Raw genomic sequence first — 20,879 nt, 5'->3', positions numbered from 1 at the left:
AGCCTCATCGTGTTTGCAGCGTCACGACGCCTTGCGACGCAACGCCGTTTGATATCCCAACCATTGGTGAATTTCGGCAGCAATGCCCTCGGCATGCTCGGTGACCTCGGGAAGTCCCATCAGCTCGCCGACGCTGCCGCGTGCCAGCGGTCCGCTGATGAAAATATTGTCGACCGGGTGACCTGACGCACCGACCGCGCGACCCTGTCCGTCGGTCTCCAGACCGAGGCCGGTTGGGTCAAGACGGACCAGGCCCAGATGTCCCAGGCTGGCAATCGCGGTGTTGGTGCGAAGAATATCGGCATGCGCCGGCCCGGTCGTCACGATCACGCTGTCGAACGCTTCGACGATGAGGTTGTGGCGGCGCCTTGGCCGCTGCGTGACGCGGATACGCCCGTTGGCCTCTTCGGCCCCGACAATCGATGCGGCGCGAAAAGCGAGCGTGCCCCCGACAAGGCGGCGATCCAGCACGACTGCTACCTGCGGCGCGATGCGGAAGCGATGCACGTCCCAGAGCGCGCGAAGATGGCGCACCACGCGGCGCTGCTCGGCGAGCGGCAAGGCCTGCCAGATCAACTGCCCCTGACGCCGGACAGCGTCGAGAACGGGGTACCAGTCTTCGCCCTGTCGCGTCGCTGCCGCGATCGTGGCTCGGATGCGCCTGAGCAGCGCCGTGGCGCTGCGTAAAGGCGGGCTGGTGAAGTCGCCGATCGGGTCGCCCTGCATCGCGGCCTGCACATGCGAGCGATAGCCATGGCGCGACAGTGCCGTGATGCGGCCGCGATGGCCCTTGCGGTCGAGCGTTGCAATGACATCCGCCGAGGTCAAACCGGTGCCAACGATGAGAACATGGTCATCGCGGCCGATCGCCTGCAGCCGTTCGAGATCGTAGGGATTGGCCACCAACCCGGCGACAGCTGCCACGCCGCGCAGCGGCGCCGGCAGTGCGGGCAATGGATGCGTTGCCGCGATCACCACGGCATCGGCGGCAAGCGTAGCGCCATCGGACAGGACGAGCCGGTAGCCCTCGCCACTGCGCTCGACCGAAACAACCTCGGCCCTGACATGGCGGATCGCTTTGCTTTGCAGGAAAGGCTGCAGGTGGGATGCGACATAGCGGCCGAAGACCCGGCGCTGCGGATAGATCGCACCGCTGGCGGCGACTGCCTCCACGTCGTTCAAAATAGCGCAGGTCTGCTCCAGCCAGTTGGAAAAATGGCCGTCCTCACCTGAGATCAGCGTCATTCTGGATGCGCGCACATTGATGCGGTGCGAGGGATCGTCCGTCGAATAGGCCAGACCATAGCCGAGCGCCTCGCGCGGTTCGACCACGACGATATCGGCCGTGCCGGTCGGCAAGAGCCGCGCCAGGTGAAAGGCGGTTGCGGCACCGGAAAAGCCGCCGCCGATGATGACGACCGCCGGTTTGCCGGCCATGTGGGAAGCGCTCAAGATTGGCTCGCGCGCAGCGCCGATGGTCGGTGATCGCCGGCTACGGTCTCGCCGAACGGCCCCATGTTCACGGCTGTCGGTCGCGTCGAGATTTCGTGATCGAGCGGCAGCAGCGGCAGCACCAGCTCGCCGAAGCGATAGGCTTCCTCCAGATGCGGATAGCCGGACAGGATGAAGGTATCGATGCCGATGCGCCGGTATTCGTCGATCCGTTCCGCCACGGTCGCCGCATCGCCAACCAGTGCGGTGCCGGCGCCGCCGCGCACCAGGCCAACGCCGGCCCACAGGTTCGGGCTGATTTCGAGCTTGTCACGGCTGCCGCCATGCAACCGGCTCATGCGCGACTGGCCGACCGAATCCATGCGCGCGAAAACCTTTTGCGCCTCGGCGATCGTCTTGTCGTCCAGGCGGCTGATCAGGCGGTCTGCGTCCGCCCAGGCCTCGTCATTGGTCTCGCGGACGATGACATGCAATCGGATGCCAAAGCTCACTTCGCGGCCGGCCCTTTCGGCAAGGCCGCGCACATGCTCGACCTTGACGGCGACGTCCGCCGGCGGCTCGCCCCAGGTCAGGTATTTGTCGATCTGCTCGGCGGCAACCGCATTGGCCGCGTCCGACGAGCCGCCGAAATAGAGCGGCGGGTGCGGCGTCTGCACCGGCGGGAACAGCAGCCTTCCGTCCTCGATGCGGAAATGCTTACCCTCGAAGGCGACGGTTTCGCCGCGCAGCACCGCCTTGTAGATGTCGAGGAATTCCCGCGTCACCTCATAACGCTCGTCATGGCTGAGGAAGATGCCGTCGCCCTTGTTCTCGACCGGATCGCCGCCGGTGACGACGTTGATCAGCAAGCGCCCGCCCGAAATGCGGTCGAGCGTCGAGGTCATCCGTGCGGCAAGCGTCGGCGACTGCAGCCCAGGACGAACCGCAACGAGAAAACGCAATCGCTGCGTCAGCGGCGCCAGCGCCGACGCCACCACCCAGCTGTCCTCGCAACTGCGTCCGGTCGGCAGCAGCGCGCCATAGTAGCCGATGGCGTCGGCCGCCTTGGCGACCTGTGTGAGATAGGGCAGATCGACCGCCCTGCCGCCCTCGGAGGTGCCGAGATAGCGGCTGTCGCCATGGGTGGGAAGAAACCACAGGACCTTGATCCTGTCGGGGGTGGCAGTGCTCATGAATAGTCCTTTATGACTTTACGGCGTTCCCGCTCAGCTCCAGGCATGGAGCGGCGGGTTGACCTCGTTCAGGTAATAGTTGCCGAGGATCGCGTATTTCCACCGCACCGGATCGTGCAGCGTATGGGTACGGGCATTGCGCCAGTGGCGGTCGAGGTTGTGCTCGGCCAGCGTCGATCGCGTGCCAGCCAGCTCGAACAGTTTGTTGGTAGCGTTGAGAGCAATCTCGGTGGTGAGGATCTTGGATTCGGCGACCGCGATCTGGGCTTCCGCGACGGTTTTCTCGTTCGGGTCGGCTACGGCGCGATCGACTGCAAGGCCGGCCTTTTCCAGAACCGCCTCGGCCGCATTGGCCCGCAGGCGAAGGTCGCCGATCGCCTGGATCGTATAGGGATCCTGCCAGGCATGATCGACGCCGCTGTCGATCCACGCGCGCGATTTTGTCCGCACGAAGCTGACGGTTTCGTCGATCGCTGCCTTGGCGATGCCGAGGTCGACCGCGGCCTGGATGATCTGGAAGATGGGGCCGTCGGCCGTCGGCTTGTCGTAGCCCTTGTAACCGGGGACGAGATGCGTCTTCGGCACTTTCACATTGTCGAGCAGGACCGTGCCGGAGAGCGTCGTCTTCTGGCCGAAGCTCGACCAGTCGTCGATGACCGTCAGTCCGGGCGCGCCGCGATCGGCGATCGCATACCAGGCGCGGCCCTCGTCATCGAGCGCCACGATCGGCACCAGATGGGCAAGCAGCGCGCCGCTCGAATAGAATTTCTGGCCGTTGACGATCACATGGTCGCCGGCATCGACGAACTTGGTCTCGAAGTCGGCGGCACGCTTGGAGCCGAATTCGGAAAACGCATTGCCGAAGCGCGTGCCCGACAGCACCTCGGCGAAGAGCAGCCGCTTCTGCGCTTCGTCGGAGACGGTGCGAATGGCGGCGACGACGCCGAGATGGTTCTGCGGAATCTGGCCGAGCGACGGATCGGCCGCCGAGATGATGGTGATGACCTTCGACAGCGTCACATAGGAGACCTCCGGCCCGCCATAAGCCTTCGGCACGTTGATCGACCACAGGCCGCTTTGCGAAAACGCATCGAGCTCTTCCTTCGGCCAGATGCGCTCGCGGTCCCGCTTCGAGGCTTCCCTGGCGAAGTCGGCTGCCAGTTTTTCGGCAACAGTGATCGCCTCGGCATCGGTCTTGATGACATGCGCCTTGGCCGACGGGCGCTCGACCGGAGGCACGGCGACGCACGCGTCGGACGGCTGCTTGGATTGGATGGTCATGCTGCTGTCTCCTGGGGAAAGTGTTGCGATGGAAGCGGCGCGCCGCCGAGATAATAGGTCTTGATGTCGTCGCGCTGGCGCAGGTCGGCAGCCGGCCCGGCCAAGACGCTGACGCCGTTTTCGAGCACGGTGGCGCGGTCGGCATATTTCAGCGCCACTGCTGAATTCTGTTCGGCGACAAGGATCGAAAGACCTTCGTCCCGATTGAGCCGCTTCAAGGCGCTGAAGATCTCGTCGACGATCAGCGGCGCCAGCCCCATCGAAGGCTCGTCGAGCACGAAGAGTTTCGGCCGAGACATCAGGCCCCTGCCGATCGCCGTCATCTGCTGCTCGCCGCCGGAGGTGAGACCGGACCGGCTTCGCCGTTTCTCGAGAAGCCTGGGGAAGAGTGCGTAGACGCGCTCAAGGTCGGCCTTGACGCCAGCGTGCGAGGACGAGCGCCCGAGCGCCCCGGTCAGAAGATTCTCCTCGACCGTCAGCGAGCGGAAACAGTGCCGGCCCTCGAGAACCTGGACCAGGCCTTTGCGGACGAGGTGCGAGGGGCTTGCCCTGGAAACATCCTCGCCATCGAAAATGATCCGCCCGGCGGTAACGGTGCCCCGCTCGGCCGGGAGCAGATTGGATGCGGCGCGCAGCAGTGTCGTCTTGCCCGCGCCGTTGGAGCCGAGAAGCGCGACGATCTCCCCCTTGCCGACCGTCAGGTCGACGCCATGCAGGGCAGCGATGGCGCCGTTGTAGACGGCCTCCACGCGGCTGACCGACAGGATCGGATTTTCCGGGCTGGACATCGATAACTCCGCTGGGAAGATGGATGGCGCGGGCGCCCCGATCGTCGGCCGCCCCCCCCCCCCCCCCCCCCCCCCCCCCGCCCCGGGCTAAACTCAGTTGCTGACCACCGCATCGGCGTCTTCGGCGGTGCGGATCTTGAGGCCCTTTTCCTTGGCATAGGCCTCGGACGACTTCTCGATGATCGGGCGCAGCAGCTTCCAGTCGGGCGCGATCCAGTCGGAAACGACGTTCCACTTCTTGCCGTCCCACTGCTGGAAGGTCACGTAGCCGTCACCCTCGTGATTGTCCCAGGAGACGTTGATCGAGTGGAAGAGGTCCTTGGCGCCGAGTGCTTCGACGCGCGCCGGGTCGAGCTTGAGGTGTTCGAAGCCCCAGCGGACCTCATCCCCGGTCAGCGTACGATTGCCGAATTTGGCCTGCGCAATGCGGATGGCTTCGACATTGAGGATACCGTTGACGATGCCGAGATTGTGGTAGACCGAGCCGATGCGGCTCTTGTCCTCAAGATTGCCCTTGCCAGCGTCGTAGACCGTCTTGACGATCTCCTTGACGACCGGATAGTCGGCGCCCGAGGCCTGGGTGGTGATGGCGGTGTAGCCCTTGGCGGCGTCGCCGGCGGGGATCACATCCTCTTCGGAGTTGGACCAGACATTGCCGACGATATGGTCGGCCGGGAAGCCGGTCTTCTGGGCGGTCTTGAGGGCGACCGGGTTCATCACGCCCCAGCCGCGCAACACGACATAGTCGGGGTGCTCGCGACGAATGGTCAGCCACTGCGCCTGCTGTTCGTTGCCCGGATGCGGAACTTCGATCTGCGACAGTTCGAAGCCGTATTTCTGCGACAGCAGCTCATAGATCGGGATCGTCTCCTTGCCGTAGGGCGAGCCGTGATAGAGCACGACGATCTTCTTGCCCTTGAGCTTGTCCAGGCCGCCTGCCTTGGAGGCGATGTAGTTCACGATGCCGGAGGTCTCGCTGTAGGGATTGAGCAGCAGCGGGAAGACGTAAGGAAACACGCGCCCGTCGGTGGTGTCGGTGCGGCCGTGATTGATGGTGATCAGCGGCACCTTGTCGTCGGTGATGCGGTCGATCATGGCGTAGGCGATGCCGACCGAAAGCGGGTTCCAGGCGGCGATGCCGGGATTGCTCTTCAACCGCTCATAGACCTCGACGCCCTTCTCGACCTCATACTGGGTCTCGCCCTCGCTCCAGGTCAGCTTGACGCCGTTGACGCCGCCATCGCGGATGTTGATCAGGTTGAGATAGTCGATGAAGCCGCCGAAGAAGCCGGTGCCGCCGGCGGCATAAGGGCCGACGCGGTAGCTCTGCAGGGGAAAATGCTGTTCGTCGGCGTGCACGGCCGTCGCGCCGAGGACGAAGGCGGTGGCGATCGCCGCTTTCTTGAGGTGACTGAAGAAGGTCATGGGTTGCGTCTCCTGAGATTGTGGGTCCGTGAGAGAAATGTCGAGCGGCGCTCAGCTGGACCTTGAGCCGATCCGTCGTTTCAGGCGGTCGAAAAGGGCCGACAGCCCGTTCGGTTCCGCGATGAGGAAGATGATGATGAGCGCGCCGAGCGCGATGCGCTGGCTCATGTCGAGCACGCCTGAATCGAACAGGCCACCGAACACGAAGGCGCCGAGCCGGGACAGAAAGAGCGGAAAGACGACGATGAACGCCGCCCCCAGAAAGGCGCCGCGGATCGATGCCAGCCCGCCGATGATGATGATGAACAGGATCTGGAACGAGCGGTCGAGATTGAAACCGGCCGGCTCGACGGTGCGCAGATAGGTGAAGGCCCACAGCACGCCGGCGACGCCGATGATGAAGGACGAAATGGCGAACGCCAGCAGCTTGGTCCGCAGCACCGGGACGCCAATCACTCGCGCGGCGGTTTCGTTGTCACGCACGGCGATAAAGTTGCGGCCGGTGGCGCTGTTGACCAGCCGCCACACCAGCGCCGTTAGCACGAAGACCGTGGTGACCGACAGCAGGTAGCGGCCGGTCGCGCCGTCGAGCGAGATCCCGGCCACGGAAAGGCGTGGCGCGGAAATCACCCCGGACGGGTTGTCGTTGGAAAACCAGCCGAAATTGGTCAACGCCCATTGCACGAAAAACTGGGCGGCGAGCGTCGAGACCGCGAGATAGAAACCGCGCAGGCGCAGGCTCGGCAATCCGAACACGACGCCGATGCCGGCGGCCGAAATCCCGGCCAGGATCATGGTCGCGGCCAGCGGCAGTCCTTCGACCCGCAGGTTGAAATTGTAGGCAGCGAAGGCGCCCACCGCCATGAAGGCGGATGAACCCAGCGAAAGCTGGCCGCAATAGCCGGTGAGCAGATTGAGGCCAACCGCCGCCAGGCTGAGCGCCAGGAACGGCAGCAGGATCGCCTCGACCAGATAGCTCGAGGCATAGGCCGGGATCAGGCCGTAGGCGACGACGATCAGCACGGCTGGCAAAGCGAATTTCCGGATAATTTTCAGCCAGTCGATTGGAAACCTTGCGGCATCGAGCGCTTGCACGGCCATCGGTCAGACCCTTTCGACGGTTTTCTGGCCAAACAGGCCGGAGGGGCGCACCAGCAGCACCACCAGCGCCAGCGCATAGGCGAACCAGCCTTCGATGCCGCCGCCGACGAAGGGGCCGAGATAGACCTCGGCGAGTTTTTCGCTGGCGCCGATGATGAGGCCGCCGACGATGGCGCCAAGAATGGAATCGAAGCCGCCAAGCACCAGCACCGGCAGCGCCTTCAACACGATCAGCGACAGCGAGAACTGGACACCGAGGCGTGCACCCCACAGCAGTCCCGCGACCAACGCCACGAAACCGGCGGCCGACCACACGGTGCCCCAGATGCGGGGTAGCCGCAGCCCGACGGCAAGTGCGGCAAACTGGTCGTCGGCGACGGCGCGAAACGCCAGCCCGATGCGGGTCCAGTAGAAGAATGCGCTCAAGCCGGCGACCATCGCCGCGGCAATGCCGGCTGCCAGCAGATCGAACGACGAGATCAGGATGCCGCCGACCTCAAAGGGCGTGTCGTCGATACCGAGATCGAGCCCATGCACCTGCGTGCCCCAGATAAGCTGCGCGGCACCCTCGATGATGTAGGACAGGCCGAGCGTCGCCATGAACAGCGTCATCGGCGAGCGATTGACCAGCGGCCGCAATACGGTTCGCTCGATGGTGAAGCCGAGCGCGACCATAACCGCGAAGGTGATCAGCAGCGAAAGCGCGAAGGGCACGCCGCGCTCGACCAGGCTGACGAAGGTGAGTGCTGCAAACAGCACCATCGAGCCTTGCGCGAAGTTCAGCACCCCCGACGTCTTGTAGATCAGCACGAAGCCGATGGCGACGAGCGAGTACATGACGCCAGAGAGCAAGCCGCCAACCAGCACCTCGATGGTGAAGAGGAAATCATAGTAGCTCATCAGATGCCCTCGCCATCTTCGCCTTCGGCGGTGCCGAGATAGGCCCTGATCACCGCCGGATCGGCGCGCACCTCGGCCGGCGTGCCGTCGGCGATCTTGCGGCCGTAGTCGAGCACGGCGACGCGATCGGAGAGACCCATGACGACGCCGATGTCGTGCTCTATCAGGATGATGGTGACGCCGTGCCGGTCGCGCGCGGCGCGCACGAACCCGGCCATTTCGGCTTTTTCCGTCGCCGTCATGCCGGCCATCGGCTCGTCGAGCAGCAGCAGCTTCGGCTCGGCGACCAGGGCGCGCGCCAGCTCGACCCGCTTCTGCAGGCCGTAGGGCAAGGTGGCGACGAGGCGGTCGGCGACACCATCGAGGTGCAGGAAGGCGATTGTCTGGTCGACCTTTTCGGCGATCCCCGCATCTTCGCGCCGAGCGCGCGGCAGGCCCGCAATATGCTCGACGAAGCTGGCGCGCCTGGTGTGGACGCGGCCCGACGCAATGTTGTCGCGCACCGAAAGTCCGGGAAACAGCGCCAGGTTCTGGAAGGTGCGCGCGACCCCCAGCCGTGCCAGACGGCTCGCAGGCACTCTGGAGAATAACTGGCCGGCTATCGCGATCTTGCCGTGGTTGGCGTGATAGAGGCCGCTGATGATGTTGATCAGCGAGGATTTGCCAGCGCCGTTGGGACCGATTACGGCGCGGATTTCGCCGCTTTTGACCTCGAGGTCGACATCGCTCAGCGCCGTGACGCCGCCAAAGGAAATGCCAATCCCGCTCAGCGCCAGGATCGCATCCGGCCGTGACGAGAGGCATGCCGGGCGCGTGTCCCCGACGGGGTTAGATACCGCGAGGATGGCGGAAATTTCGGGCGCGCGCTCGTATGCGGCGGCTCCCAGCGAAGCAGCAAACATGAAACGTTCCTGATTTGAATGAGCACTGGCAGCGGCCCGAAGGCCGCGCCTGTCTTATTCCGCGGCGACAAGCTCCCTGTCGCGAGCCGCTTCCAGTTCGCGCACCAACGGGATGACGCGCTTGCCGAAGAACTCGACCTCTTCCTGGAAATGCAGGAAGCCAAGCAGGATCAGATTCGCGCCGGCATCCTTCAGCTTGAGGATGCGCTCGGCGATCTGTTCTGGCGTGCCGATGAGATTGCTGCGGAAGCCGTCATTGTATTGCACAAGATCCTCAAGCGACGACTTCGCCCAGTTGCCCTCGCCTTCGGGCGAGGCCTTGCCGGCGTTCTTGACCTGGTCGGCAAAGCCCTGCACCGCTTCGGGATTGGCCTTGGCGATGATCTCGTCCAGCACGGCGCGCGCTTCCGCCTCGGTTTCGCGAGCGATGGCAAAGGCGTTGACGCCGATCTTGACCTTGTGGCCATTGGCCTCCGCCTTGGCCTGGATGTCGTCGACCTGCTTCCTGATCTCTTCCGGCGTGTTGCCGTTGGTGAAATACCAGTCGGACACGCGTGATGCCATGTTGCGCGCGGCGCGTGACGAGCCACCCTGGAAGATCTCAGGCTGGGGATCGATCGGCTTCGGCTTCATCGAGTAGTTGGTGAAGCGATAGAAGTCGCCCTTCAGCGTGAAATTGTCCTCGGTCCAGATGCCGCGCAGCGCCCGGATGAATTCCTCCGAGCGGCGATAACGCTCGTCATGGTCGAGCCAGAGTTCGCCGATGGCGGCGAACTCGCCGCGGAACCAGCCGCTGACGACATTGACGGCGACGCGGCCATTGGTCAGGTGGTTGATGGTGGCGATCTGCTTGGCCGCCAGCGCCGGGTTCCACGGGCCAGGCAGGATCGCGGCGATGACCTTCAGCGTCGTGGTGGCGGCCAGCAGAGCGTGGCTGAACGACACGGATTCATGCTGGTTGTCGGCGCCGTAGCCGGCCGTGAAGCGAATCTGGCTCAGCGCATAGTCGAAGCCGTTGGCCTCGGCGATCTGGGCAAGTTTGCGGTTGTAGTCGATGTCCCAACCGGTCCGCTGCTCGATGTTGGAGATGACCAGTCCGCCGGAGACGTTCGGAACCCAGTATGCGAATTTGAGACTGTCGGAATGCGAGCTCATGTCGTGGCTTCCCCTTTTGATTGGCTCAGCCGGCGCGCGCGGCGACGGCAGTTTTTGCATGACTGGAGTTGAGCAAGGAGACCGCTTCGGTAGCGGCCCTTGAAATGCGTTCGCGTATCGCCTCGCCGACGATTTCGGCGCGGACAAAATCGTCGGGCGCGCCATAGATGCCTGTCGGTACGGTGACGGCGCCAAAGAAGCTGAACAGCGGCCTGAGCTGATGCTCGAGCACCAGGCCATGGTATGGACTTCCGCCGGTCGCCGCGAGAAGCACGGTCTTGCCGGCCAGCGCACGATAATCGACGAGGTCGAACAGATGTTTGAGGGCGCCGGTATAAGAAGCCCTGTAGACGGGCGTCCCGACCACGAGCAGGTCGGCCTTCTCGACGCGCTGGACGATCGCTTCGCCCGACGCGCCAAGCGCGCTGCGGGAAAGCCCGGCGAAAAGCGAAGGTGCCGCCTCGGTAATTTCGATCAGCCCGCTGTCTGAGGGCATACGCGATGCGATCGCCTTAATCAGCGCATTCACCACCGCCGTGGTGCGTGATGGCGTGCTGACGCCGCCGGATATTCCGAGAACCGATAGCGGTGCCAACTCGTCAATCTCCCAAGCCCTGCCTGCGCACTAGGCCACTTTCAAACCGGGGCAGACGATATTCGACAAAATCTATAGAGATAAGGAATTAGGTTTCGATTTTTCGGCTTAGAGGAGAAAAATGAGGTCCTGCCAATGATCGGTAGCAACATACACTGATGATGGCCGAGAGGGATCAAACGACTCGCATCATCCGTCGACGACAGGCAGCACTGCGTCCCACCGCCCTACTCCGCGGTAACCGTTGGGATACGGGGACTGACTGTATTGTTCTGAAGTCTGGCGGCCAATGCCACGGTGAGAGCCTGAGCAAGGCACATTGGAGCCGCCAGGGACCTGGAGAAGGTGTATTCGTGCTCAGGCACGGCGAAGAGAACACTTGCACTTTTGGCCAGCGGCGACAAAGTGCTGTCAGAGATCGCCACGATGGGTATGCCGCGCCTCGCCGCGTCTTCCACTATGTTCACCACCTCATTTGCATAGAAGCGGAACGACACGGCGAACAGGACATCGCTTTTTCGTATTGCACGCGCCATATGCGTCGCAAGCCCGCCGCCGGGATCGAGCAGAACGCAGCGCTTCCCCAGCATGGTCAATATATAGCGAAGAAGTTCAACGACTGGCGCAGAGCGCAACTGCCCCAGCAGATAGATGACGTCGGCTTTCTCGAGCAGCTTCACCGCTTCGGCCAATTTCTCGGCCGGAATATCCGTGAGCATCTCTCTTAGAGAGGCGATGTCCCGCACGACAAGGTCATGCAAAAATCCGGCTTCGCTGCAATCCTTGCGTCCCCCCAGTTCCGTCTCGAGCGCCTTGATGCGTGCTTCGAAGCCGGGGGCAGCGGTCGATAAGCGCTTCTGGAACAGGGTTTGAAGATCCTTGAACCCCTCATAGCCAAGCGCTTGGGCGAAACGCACAAAACTTGAGGCGTGTACGCCTGAGGTCTCACCGATCGAGTTTACGGATCGGACCGCAACATCATTGGGGTTTTGCGTAAGATAGACCGCTATCTTCTGGTATGACTTGCTCATTTCGTCGTACCGGTCGTGGATCACGCGAATGAGTTCCTCGTAGTCCCTGGGAGCTCTGATTTTCTCTTCCAAAATTCGCATCCTCGCAATTTTTGTTGCATGATGACGCCTTTGCGGTCCCTTTGCCAGCGGAGAATTGCCCGCCTGCGGCGAGCAGCACTGCCCCTCCATGCACCCTTGGGCTGTCCAATTCTCGCCTGCTAACTTTGCTGGACGAACTCGATCTATAATAGCATATCATGGTGGGGTACTGATATGTCTTTACATATCGCATTTGCAGATATCGGCTGTCAGTGATATAGTTATGCATATCATATTTGGACAATGATATATAGAGGCATATCAAAATGCTCTATTCGACGGACGAAATCCTTCAAACGCTGCGCAACGCCCGCGAGCAGAGTGGGCTGAGCCAACGCGACCTCAGCGCTCGCATTGGCGTTCCGCAAAGCCATATCTCGAAGATCGAAAGTGGGGGCACCGACCTCAGGCTATCGAGTCTGGTTGAGCTCGCACGAGCGCTCGACTACGAACTGGTCGTCGTTCCGCGCAAGGCTTTGGCAGTGGTCGAAGCCATCGTCAGCAACGCTTACGCAACACTCGACGGCGAAGACCGCCAGCGCTCCGTGGTTTTCCATCGCGCGCAGGCTGCCCTTGCAAGGCTGAACCGCGACCATCCCGACGCTGCCGAATTCGGGGGGCTCGATCAGACACTGCGCGAGCTTGCGAACTTTAGGCTAAGCAAAACCGATCTCGAGGCGATACGCGCAATCGCCGAAAGGCTGATGAAACTACCGGTCGGCCCCAGGGCAATCTCAGCCATCGATCTCGCCTCGCGGCAACTCAAATCACTGCGCAACAGGATCGCCCACGCGCTCCCCGATGTGCCCCGCCAAGCATACGGACTCGACGATGAGAACGAAGATGCCTGACGTTTCCATGCTCGATGTTCGCCTCTATGGCGAGAAGATCGCAACGCTCACGCTTATTCCGGGCGATCGTACGCTGTTTGCCTTCGACAAGGCCTACGTCGACAAACCCGAGCGGTCGACGCTTAGCCTGTCGTTTAAGGACCAGTTCGGGCAACTCCTGACCGAATTCCGACCCGTCAATGTCAGGGTTCCTCCGTTCTTTGCGAACCTCCTGCCGGAAGGGCCGCTGCGGACCTACCTTGCCGAACGGGCTGGCGTGAGCGAGAAGCGCGAATTCTTCCTGCTCTGGGTCCTCGGCCGCGACCTTCCAGGTGCGCTGACCATCTTGCCGGCGGACGCCGAAGCTTGGCCAGACCTGAGTGAGGAGGGCGACGCGGAATCACGCCGCGCGCGTCGGACCAATGCCCTGCGATTTTCGCTTGCGGGCGTGCAGTTGAAGTTCTCGGCGGTGAAGAACGTTGGAAAGGGCGGCGGGCTTACGATCCCGGCTGACGGCGTCGGCGGTTCGTGGATCGTCAAACTTCCCTCACAGCTTTACGACGGCGTCCCCGAAAACGAATTCTCGATGATGAGCCTCGCGGCCAGGCTCGGCATGGACGTGCCAGAGGTGCGACTCCTCGACATCGATGCGATCGACGGCCTTCCCGAGGGGATGCGTCGCATGAAGGGCCAGGCACTGGCCATCCGGCGTTTCGACCGCTCCGGCCACGGTCCGGTGCATATCGAGGATTTCGCCCAGGTGTTCGGCGTATGGCCCGATGACAAATACAAGCGCGCAAGCGCACGCAACATTGCGACCGTGCTTGGCATTGAAGCCGGAGACGATGGTGTCTCCGAGTTCATCCGCCGGCTCGTCTTCAACACGCTGATCGGCAATGCCGACATGCATCTCAAGAACTGGTCGGTGATCTATCCCGATCGGCGCACGGCGGCACTCGCTCCCGCCTATGATTTCGTGTCGACCATCGCCTACATCTCCGACGAGTTCGCAGCCATCAAATATGCCCGCACCAAGCGGATGCGCGAGTTCTCCCTCGACGAACTCCGCTACCTCGCGGCGAAGGCGCACCTGCCCCAGAAACTGGTTGTCGATACCGCGCTGGAGACGGTCACCCGATTCCGCGACGAATGGCCCGAGGCGAAGAAGACACTTCCCATCGCCCGCAACGTCGCCGAAGCGATTGACGCTCACCTGCAAAAACTCGCGCTGATCTCCGAGGCCTGAGCAATGGCCTTGCCGGGTCAGGTCCGCCGGAAGCAATATTACGGCCTTCGCTCGCTGAGCGCGGCTTCATTCTGGCGCCCAGCTCGGCGATTGACGGAACTGTTGAGCGCCCGCGCAGCCGTCGCAACACTTCGCGCGTCACCGCGACTTGCAGCCGGTCCGCCCAAGATCGATGTCGCTCATGAGAATTTCTCCCGAAAGGTGTTGTTGGCGCCAGCCCTCCCCGCACGGGAGTAAGCTGTCGGACACGGACAGAGGGCCAGCCCGCATTCACAAGTGGCAGCCCTCCCACGGGGGCACCGCTTGTCGGGACGGGTTTCTCATCCGCATCTCCGGCCGTCTTGCCCGTCGTGAGACAATCCGGCCGCTCCAGCCATAAACAAGACGCTCATTGTCTGGTTGTCTGGCGCTAACCGAGAGCAGTTGGCGCACAGGCTCGCGGGGGCACGTGTGCCTCTGTTCCGGGTCCACGTGGGGAGCGGCCCCGTCCCGCGACGTTGGCATCCGAGTTCGAACCTCTTCCCGCGTAGGTCGGTCAACCCTCCATGTGTGCCGCGATGTATCGGTCAAGCGCGCTGGCCGCGTTCAGCATATGCGCTCGCATGCGACGTGCAGCCTCCTCGCCATCACCACGCGATATGGCCTCTATTATCCCGTCATGCTCGTGGCGGGAACGGACGATACGATCGTCTTGCCGCAGCTGCGTCCTGCGGAAAGCGGTCAACCTGGTGCGAACAGCGATCGCTTGTTCGACCAGGAAGCCGTTATGTGTGGCGCGGTAGATGCTTTCGTGGAACTCAAGATTGAAAGCGTCATAGGCGTCATAGTCTCCGGCCTCGACCATGGCTTTTGAAGCATCATGCAGTCTGAGAAGGTGACTGCGCTCCAGCGGCGTCATGCGATAGGTCGCGAGACGCACGCACATCGCCTCGATCTCGGCCGACGTTTCGAACATATCCATGATACGCTCAGCCGTTACTCGTGTGACGACGGCTCCGCGGCGAGGGCGCATCTCCACAAGCCCACTCACGGCGAGTTGACGCAGAGCCTCGCGCACCGGGGTCCGCGAGGCTCCGAAGCGTTCAGCAAGTTGCTGTTCGTCGAGCGCTGTACCGGCTGCCAGCACACCGGCTGCGATTTCATCGGTTAGCGCATTGCGGATACGATCGGACAGCAGCGACCGTTCTTCACTCCCTTTTTCTTCAGTTGCCGGCAACATTGATATGTCTCAGCCTCCCGCAATTGCTCGGACGATCAGATAGAGGATGGAAGGGGCGACCAAACAACCCAAGCCCGTATGGAAGGTGGCCGTCAGTGCCCCGTACGGCACCAAGCGACGGTCGGTTGCGGCAAGCCCACCTGAAACGCCGCTGACGGTGCCCATCAGCCCGCCAAACACCATCGCAGAGCGGGGATTGTCAAGGCCGATCATCCTGGCGACCAAGGGCGTGCCGATCATCACCAAGACTGCCTTTAACACACCGGTCGCGATCGAAAGGGCTATGACCGTCGAGTTGGCGCCGAGTGCTGCGCCCGTGACCGGGCCCACGATATAGGTGACCGCCCCTGCCCCGATCGTTGTCAGTGAAACGGCGTCCTTGTAACCAAACGCGGCGGCCAGGACCACGCCGAGGGCGAACGGCAGGATTGTCCCCAATCCCAGTGCTATGGCACCGATCAGGCCCGCCTTGCGCGCCTGGACCACGTCAACTTCGAAGGCGGTCGCAACAATTGCAAAATCACGCAGCATGGCGCCTCCCATCAATCCGATGCCCGCCAGCATTGGCAGGTCGGCCAGCCCCTTTTCGCCGCCGGTGACGAGCCCGCCAGCAAAGGCTAGCAGAAGGCCGATGACGATCGCAATTGCCGAGCCGTGGATGCGCCCAAATGTGAGGTGCTTTGAGGCCGCGTGCGAGGCCCACATGATGAGGCCCACCGCAGCAAAGGCGACGAGCAGGCCGTTGGCGATGAAGATATGCGAGAGCTTGTCCATGGTGACCTCCCAACCTAACGGACATCGCCGGCGGCAACGCGCGCGGCTTCCTGCGCGATCGCTTCGCGCGCTTCGATTTCGTCCATCGTTTCGGCCGTTCCACCAAGCCGGCTGATGAGTGCAACTGCAGCAAAGCAGATCGCGACAGCTCCGCCACCGGCGAGCAGCACGAGGGGCCCGCCTTTAACCGCGGCGACAACATTCTGCTGGGCGGCCATTGCGACGACGATCGGAATGTAAATCGAACCCCAAAACTCGACGCCGAGCCTAAGCCCATGGCTGAAGTACCCATGGCGAACCAGCCAAAGACGCGCGGCAATCAATAAGAGCATGGCAATGCCAACGCCGCCAACATTGGCTTTGACACCGAGCACGGCTCCGAGGAGGTCGCCCAGATACCCGCCGAGCAAGGTGCAGATCGCAAGGAGCGCAACGCCGGAAATCGTCATTTCTGCCTCCCATATCGGCAATGGCAGGGACACGTTTTCCTGCACAAACAAAAATACATCATACCAAAAATCCTCCCAGTTGTATTTCTATAGCCACGGAATTGCTTGCCATGTATGCACAACTGCGATATTACGTCAATACCGCATACAATCGAGACCTGTCATCCCGCGGAGAGATCAAGATGAAAAACTGGGAAGGGCAGAAAGAAGCCCGGCAAGCCCGCATTGAGGCTGGATCACGCCACGCGCGCGGCAAGGCAGTTGCGGCCACGGATCTGTCCGATTTCCTGGAAGCAATCCTTCGTCCGGGCGACCGGGTCTGTCTGGAGGGTGACAATCAGAAGCAGGCCGACATTCTCGCTGGGGCTCTTGCTCATGCTGATCCCACGAAGATCTACGATCTCCACATGGTGCAATCGGGCGTGGTCCTTCCCGAGCACCTGGATGTGTTCGAGCGCGGCGTGGCGAAGCGATTGGACTACGCTTACTCGGGGCCCCAGTCGGCGCGGATCGCGCGAATGCTTTTTGGCGGAAAGATCGAGCTTGGGGCGGTCCACACCTATCTGGAGCTCTTTGCCCGCTATTTCATCGACCTCACCCCCAACGTCGCGCTGATCGCAGCCGTGAGCGCAGATGCCCAGGGCAATCTTTATACCGGCCCCAACACCGAAGACACGCCGACGGTCGTGGAGGCGACAAGTTTCAAGGGAGGCCTGGTCGTCGCGCAGGTGAAGGAGATTGTCGACAAGGTGCCGCGTGTCGATATTCCAGGCGACCAGGTCCATTTCGTCGTTCCGGTGGGCAAGCCTTTTTACGTCGAACCACTTTTCACCCGCGATCCGGCGGCCATCACCGAGACTCAGATCCTCACGGCGATGCTCGCGATCAAGGGCCTCTATGCCCCTTATGGCGTCCGCCGGCTCAATCACGGTATCGGTTTCAACACCGCCGCAATCGAGCTCCTGCTACCCACTTACGGCGAGAAGCTCGGCCTCAAGAGCAAAATTTGCACCCATTGGGCGCTCAACCCTCATCCGACCCTGATCCCGGCGATCGAAACCGGCTGGGTCGAACAGGTGCACTGTTTCGGGTCGGAGGTGGGAATGGAGGAGTACATCAGCGCGCGCTCCGACATTTTCTTTACCGGCTCCGACGGCTCGCTTCGCTCGAACCGCGCCTACTGCCAGACGGCGGGGCTTTATGCGTGCGACATGTTCATTGGCTCGACCCTGCAGATCGACCTTGAAGGACACAGCTCCACGGTGACGGCAAGCCGCATTGCGGGTTTCGGGGGCGCGCCAAACATGGGATCTGATCCGCGCGGGCGCCGACATCCGAGCGAGCCCTGGCTAAAGGCCGGCGCCGAGGCGGATCCCAACACGCCGGCCCATTTGCGACGCGGTCGCAAGCTCGTTGTTCAGATCGGCGAGACCTTCGGTGACAAGAACGTACCGCTCTTCGTCGAACGGCTGGAGGCGCTGACACTGGCCGAGAAACTGGATCTCGAACTCGCCCCGGTGATGGTCTACGGCGACGACGTGAGCCACATCGTCACCGAGGAGGGAATCGCCAATCTTCTGCTGTGCCGCGACAAGGACGAGCGTGAGCAGGCGATCCGTGGGGTAGCGGGCTATACCGAGGTGGGCCGCGGCCGGGATGCGAAGATGGTCCAGCGCCTGCGAGAGCGAGGCGTTATCCGTCGACCGGAAGATCTCGACATCGATCCGCTGGATGCGGACAGGAACCTGCTGGCAGCGCGGTCGATCAAGGATCTGGTTCGATGGTCCGGTGGCCTCTACGCGCCACCCTCCCAATTCCGCAACTGGTGAAAGGAAGCCGCGATGGAAACCTTGAGCTATCGTCTTACCACGCAGCAGCGGGCTGGCGGTTCGAAGTCGGTTGCCCTGCTTGGCGTGGTTGCCTCCGGCAATCTGGAGGTCCTGGTGGAGCGGGTGTTGCCAGATACGGAATGCCAGGTGGAGGTCAACACCGCGGCCGAAGGGTTCGGAGCGGTGTGGATGGCGGTTGTTGCCGATTTTGTCGAACGACGCTCCCCTGGTGGCCTGAAGCTCTCCATCAACGATGGGGGTGCGCGCCCCGATACCGTCGCCCTGCGACTTGCCCAAGCCGTCCGGCTGATCGAGGAAGATGATCGATGAACACTCCAAATCTACCGGTACGGCAGGTATCCCAAGTCGCAATCCGTGAGACGACGAGCTGGTATGAAGCTTCCGCGCGAGAGCGGATTCGATTGCTGGTCGATGCCGGCAGCTTTGAGGAGTTCATCGGACCGGAACAGCGCGAGACCAGCCCGCACCTGCGGGTATTCGATCTTCCCGAGCAGTTCGATGACGGCATCATCGTGGGGCGGGGCAAGATTGCAGGTGCATCCGTGTTCCTTGCCGCGCAGGAAGGTCGATTCATGGGCGGAGCGTTCGGCGAGGTTCACGGAGCCAAGTTCACCGGGCTTCTGCGTGCTGCGCGCGACATGAAGTCGATCCCTGTTCTCATTCTCTTCGACACAGGCGGTGTGCGCCTGCAGGAGGCCAATGCCGGCGAACTGGCCATTGCCGAAATCATGCGCGCGCTGATTGAGGCGCGGGCCGCGGGTGTGAAGGTTGTTGGTCTGATTGGCGGGCGGGCAGGTTGCTATGGTGGTGGTGGATTGATTGCCGGCTGTTGTTCGGCGCTAGCCATATCAGAGCAAGGCCGCATCAGCGTCTCTGGACCCGAGGTGATCGAGACCAACCGTGGGGTGGAGGAGTTCGACTCCAGGGATCGTGCGCTGGTGTGGCGCACGATGGGCGGCAAGCACCGGCGGTTGCTTGGCAGTGCCAGTGCCTTTGTCGACGACACGATAGCGAGCTTCCGCAATGTCGCACTCCATCTGATCACGTCAGCGCCGGGTTTCGATGTGAGCAGGCTGGAGGCCGAGCAGGCTGGCCTGGAGGAGCGCCTGGAACGCTTCGGCGCTTGCAGCGATGCCATGGATATCTGGAGGGCGATGGGGATTTCCCAGGCTGCAGCTGTCCCTGCAATGGATGCCCAGGACTTTATCGCCCTGATGAACAGCGATCGGGAGCAGCAACATGACGATCAATGAGATTCTCGCCTCGCTGTTTCCGCAGGGCTGTTCCGTCACGCATGATGGCGGTTTGCTGTGGGGATCCGGGTCGCTAGCGGGCGGTGGCCAAGTCGCAATGATCGGCATTACCGATCGAACGGCAATTGGCGTGGACGAGGCGATCCAGCTGTCGCGCTACGTCCTCAATGCCATCCTGGAAGACGGCGAAGGACCCATTCTGGTCCTGGTGGACAGTGACAGCCAACGGATGAGCAAGCGTGACGAGCTTCTGGGGTTGAACGAATTCTTGGCCCACCTCGCGAAATGCCTGATCTATGCTGACATGCGGGGCCGCCACACCATCGGCCTGCTTTACGGTCACACCGCAGCCGGCGCATTCATCGCGAGCGCACTGGCAACCCGGACCCTCGTGGCGCTGCCCGGCGCGGAGCCCGAGGTGATGGATCTGCCCTCCATGTCGAAGGTGACCAAACTCTCCCTCGACGTTCTCAAGGAAAAGGCCAAATCCACGCCGGTTTTCGCTCCAGGGTTGGAAAACCTGGCTCAGACGGGCGCGGTACATGCGACGTGGGACGACAAGACATCGCTGGCCGACCAGTTGCAGACCTTGCTCGATCACATGCAAAACAACAACGGCGATCAACGTGACCATCTCGGAAAAATGCGAAACGGACGCCCCAAGGCGGCCGACATCGCGGAGCTCGTGCATGACCACGCTCTCCGGTCACATTGATCTGAAGGTGCGCCGCCACGATCTTGTTTTCGTGTCACCGGTGGCGTGGCGTTCCCTGATGCATCGGCGTGATGATCTGGCGCAAGAACCGCTGCTGCCTGGATGGGTGGATCGCGGCTGGCCGCTTGTCGCGCGTCGCGCGATGCCCGCCGAAGAGGAGGGAGTGGCGCTGGGTTTGCCTTTGCCGCCATTTGCCGGCAAACGCCGGGTATCCGTTCTCATGCAACCCGAGGATATCGTTTCAACGGCACCTCCGCTTGAGCTGGGCGCCGCCCTTGGCGCCGCACCTGAACCATGGCGGCAGACACTCACGAACGTCGCGAGCCTGGCTTTCCGGCAAGGCATGGAGGCACGGATTTTCGGCAGTCTGTCTTGGCAAATGCTCACTGAATTGGATTATCTGACTGCGGACTCCGATCTCGACCTGCTCCTGCCGTTTTCTGGACAATGCAATCTCGCGCAGTTGACTGCCGACATCGCCCTTGTCGAGGCTGCGGCACCTATGCGCCTCGACGGCGAATTGGTGCGCGGGGATGGCGCGGCCGTGAATTGGCGCGAACTCCACACAGGCGCGCGCGAGGTGCTGGTCAAGACCATCCGAGGGGTCGTCTTGCTGGACGCGAACCACTTCATCAACGGTGGGCGTTTGCAATGACGATC

The 20,879-nt window shown here is 62.4% G+C and carries 21 protein-coding genes; 7 read left to right on the top strand and 14 right to left on the bottom strand.

What is annotated here, in order from left to right:
• Nucleotides 1–21: 21 nt before the first annotated feature.
• The 11 genes from FJV83_RS18610 to FJV83_RS18560 form a co-directional block, all read right to left on the bottom strand.
• Nucleotides 22–1,452, bottom strand: a complete 1,431-nt coding sequence (locus FJV83_RS18610) for an FAD/NAD(P)-binding protein (protein ID WP_142886615.1) — start codon at nucleotides 1,450–1,452, stop codon at nucleotides 22–24.
• On the bottom strand, nucleotides 1,449–2,624 hold the full coding sequence (gene ssuD, locus FJV83_RS18605; protein WP_095774120.1) for an FMNH2-dependent alkanesulfonate monooxygenase: 1,176 nt from the start codon (nucleotides 2,622–2,624) through the stop codon (nucleotides 1,449–1,451). The genes FJV83_RS18610 and ssuD overlap by 4 nt, the downstream gene beginning before the upstream one ends.
• Before the next feature lie 33 nt (nucleotides 2,625–2,657).
• Nucleotides 2,658–3,905, bottom strand: coding sequence for an SfnB family sulfur acquisition oxidoreductase (locus FJV83_RS18600; RefSeq protein WP_095774119.1), 1,248 nt, complete (start codon nucleotides 3,903–3,905; stop codon nucleotides 2,658–2,660).
• A complete protein-coding gene (locus FJV83_RS18595; protein WP_095774118.1) occupies nucleotides 3,902–4,693 on the bottom strand; it encodes an ABC transporter ATP-binding protein in 792 nt (263 codons plus the stop codon). Before FJV83_RS18595 ends, FJV83_RS18600 begins: the two co-directional genes overlap by 4 nt.
• 93 nt (nucleotides 4,694–4,786) lie before the next feature.
• Nucleotides 4,787–6,118 carry an ABC transporter substrate-binding protein gene (locus FJV83_RS18590; RefSeq protein WP_095774117.1) on the bottom strand — a complete coding sequence of 444 codons (1,332 nt, stop codon included), beginning with the start codon at nucleotides 6,116–6,118 and terminating at the stop codon, nucleotides 4,787–4,789.
• Between the two features lie 51 nt (nucleotides 6,119–6,169).
• The gene (locus FJV83_RS18585) at nucleotides 6,170–7,219 is read right to left on the bottom strand and encodes a branched-chain amino acid ABC transporter permease (RefSeq protein ID WP_142887135.1); all 1,050 of its coding nucleotides are present in this window, start codon (nucleotides 7,217–7,219) and stop codon (nucleotides 6,170–6,172) included.
• Nucleotides 7,220–7,222: 3 nt separating this feature from the next.
• Nucleotides 7,223–8,119, bottom strand: a complete 897-nt coding sequence (locus tag FJV83_RS18580) for a branched-chain amino acid ABC transporter permease (protein WP_095774115.1) — start codon at nucleotides 8,117–8,119, stop codon at nucleotides 7,223–7,225.
• A complete protein-coding gene (locus FJV83_RS18575) occupies nucleotides 8,119–9,021 on the bottom strand; it encodes an ABC transporter ATP-binding protein (protein ID WP_095774114.1) in 903 nt (300 codons plus the stop codon). The genes FJV83_RS18580 and FJV83_RS18575 overlap by 1 nt, the downstream gene beginning before the upstream one ends.
• Nucleotides 9,022–9,075: 54 nt before the next feature.
• Entirely contained in the window at nucleotides 9,076–10,176 is a 1,101-nt protein-coding gene (gene sfnG, locus FJV83_RS18570) for a dimethylsulfone monooxygenase SfnG (protein WP_095774263.1), read from the bottom strand.
• 25 nt (nucleotides 10,177–10,201) lie between these two features.
• Nucleotides 10,202–10,771, bottom strand: a complete 570-nt coding sequence (gene msuE, locus FJV83_RS18565; protein WP_095774113.1) for an FMN reductase — start codon at nucleotides 10,769–10,771, stop codon at nucleotides 10,202–10,204.
• A 227-nt stretch (nucleotides 10,772–10,998) separates the two neighbouring features.
• Nucleotides 10,999–11,874, bottom strand: a complete 876-nt coding sequence (locus tag FJV83_RS18560) for a MurR/RpiR family transcriptional regulator (RefSeq protein ID WP_245318185.1) — start codon at nucleotides 11,872–11,874, stop codon at nucleotides 10,999–11,001.
• Between the two features lie 275 nt (nucleotides 11,875–12,149).
• Between FJV83_RS18560 and FJV83_RS18555 the strand changes: the two genes are divergently transcribed.
• The gene (locus FJV83_RS18555) at nucleotides 12,150–12,734 is read left to right on the top strand and encodes a helix-turn-helix transcriptional regulator (protein ID WP_095774111.1); all 585 of its coding nucleotides are present in this window, start codon (nucleotides 12,150–12,152) and stop codon (nucleotides 12,732–12,734) included.
• On the top strand, nucleotides 12,727–13,959 hold the full coding sequence (locus FJV83_RS18550) for a HipA domain-containing protein (protein WP_095774110.1): 1,233 nt from the start codon (nucleotides 12,727–12,729) through the stop codon (nucleotides 13,957–13,959). The genes FJV83_RS18555 and FJV83_RS18550 overlap by 8 nt, the downstream gene beginning before the upstream one ends.
• A 535-nt stretch (nucleotides 13,960–14,494) precedes the next feature.
• Here FJV83_RS18550 and FJV83_RS18545 read toward each other — a convergent pair.
• Genes FJV83_RS18545 through madL form a run of 3 tightly spaced genes read right to left on the bottom strand, consistent with a single transcriptional unit; the run spans nucleotide 14,495 to nucleotide 16,401 of the window.
• The gene (locus tag FJV83_RS18545; RefSeq protein ID WP_095774109.1) at nucleotides 14,495–15,178 is read right to left on the bottom strand and encodes a GntR family transcriptional regulator; all 684 of its coding nucleotides are present in this window, start codon (nucleotides 15,176–15,178) and stop codon (nucleotides 14,495–14,497) included.
• A gap of 9 nt (nucleotides 15,179–15,187) precedes the next feature.
• On the bottom strand, nucleotides 15,188–15,952 hold the full coding sequence (gene madM / locus FJV83_RS18540; protein ID WP_095774108.1) for a malonate transporter subunit MadM: 765 nt from the start codon (nucleotides 15,950–15,952) through the stop codon (nucleotides 15,188–15,190).
• Between the two features lie 14 nt (nucleotides 15,953–15,966).
• Nucleotides 15,967–16,401: a malonate transporter subunit MadL gene (gene madL / locus FJV83_RS18535; RefSeq protein ID WP_095774107.1), complete on the bottom strand. Its 435-nt coding sequence runs from the start codon at nucleotides 16,399–16,401 to the stop codon at nucleotides 15,967–15,969.
• A gap of 182 nt (nucleotides 16,402–16,583) precedes the next feature.
• On the opposite strand from madL, the gene mdcA reads away from it, so the two are divergent.
• Genes mdcA through mdcG form a run of 5 tightly spaced genes read left to right on the top strand, consistent with a single transcriptional unit; the run spans nucleotide 16,584 to nucleotide 20,874 of the window.
• Entirely contained in the window at nucleotides 16,584–18,230 is a 1,647-nt protein-coding gene (mdcA, locus tag FJV83_RS18530) for a malonate decarboxylase subunit alpha (protein ID WP_095774262.1), read from the top strand.
• Nucleotides 18,231–18,242: 12 nt separating this feature from the next.
• Nucleotides 18,243–18,560, top strand: coding sequence for a malonate decarboxylase acyl carrier protein (gene mdcC / locus FJV83_RS18525; RefSeq protein ID WP_095774106.1), 318 nt, complete (start codon nucleotides 18,243–18,245; stop codon nucleotides 18,558–18,560).
• Nucleotides 18,557–19,504 (top strand): biotin-independent malonate decarboxylase subunit beta, encoded by a 948-nt coding sequence (locus FJV83_RS18520; protein ID WP_095774105.1) that lies wholly within the window; start codon nucleotides 18,557–18,559, stop codon nucleotides 19,502–19,504. Before mdcC ends, FJV83_RS18520 begins: the two co-directional genes overlap by 4 nt.
• Complete coding sequence (mdcE, locus tag FJV83_RS18515; RefSeq protein ID WP_095774104.1) at nucleotides 19,491–20,219, top strand: biotin-independent malonate decarboxylase subunit gamma; 729 nt, start codon at nucleotides 19,491–19,493, stop codon at nucleotides 20,217–20,219. Before FJV83_RS18520 ends, mdcE begins: the two co-directional genes overlap by 14 nt.
• Nucleotides 20,194–20,874: a malonate decarboxylase holo-[acyl-carrier-protein] synthase gene (gene mdcG / locus FJV83_RS18510; protein ID WP_095774103.1), complete on the top strand. Its 681-nt coding sequence runs from the start codon at nucleotides 20,194–20,196 to the stop codon at nucleotides 20,872–20,874. The genes mdcE and mdcG overlap by 26 nt, the downstream gene beginning before the upstream one ends.
• The last annotated feature ends 5 nt before the right edge of the window (nucleotides 20,875–20,879 follow it).

Origin of the sequence: Mesorhizobium sp. WSM4307 (assembly GCF_007003945.1) — a bacterium.
In the GTDB taxonomy this organism is placed as follows: Bacteria; Pseudomonadota; Alphaproteobacteria; order Rhizobiales; family Rhizobiaceae; genus Mesorhizobium.
Note: the sequence above shows the minus strand (reverse complement) of the source record. Positions and strands in the feature narration are given on the sequence as shown.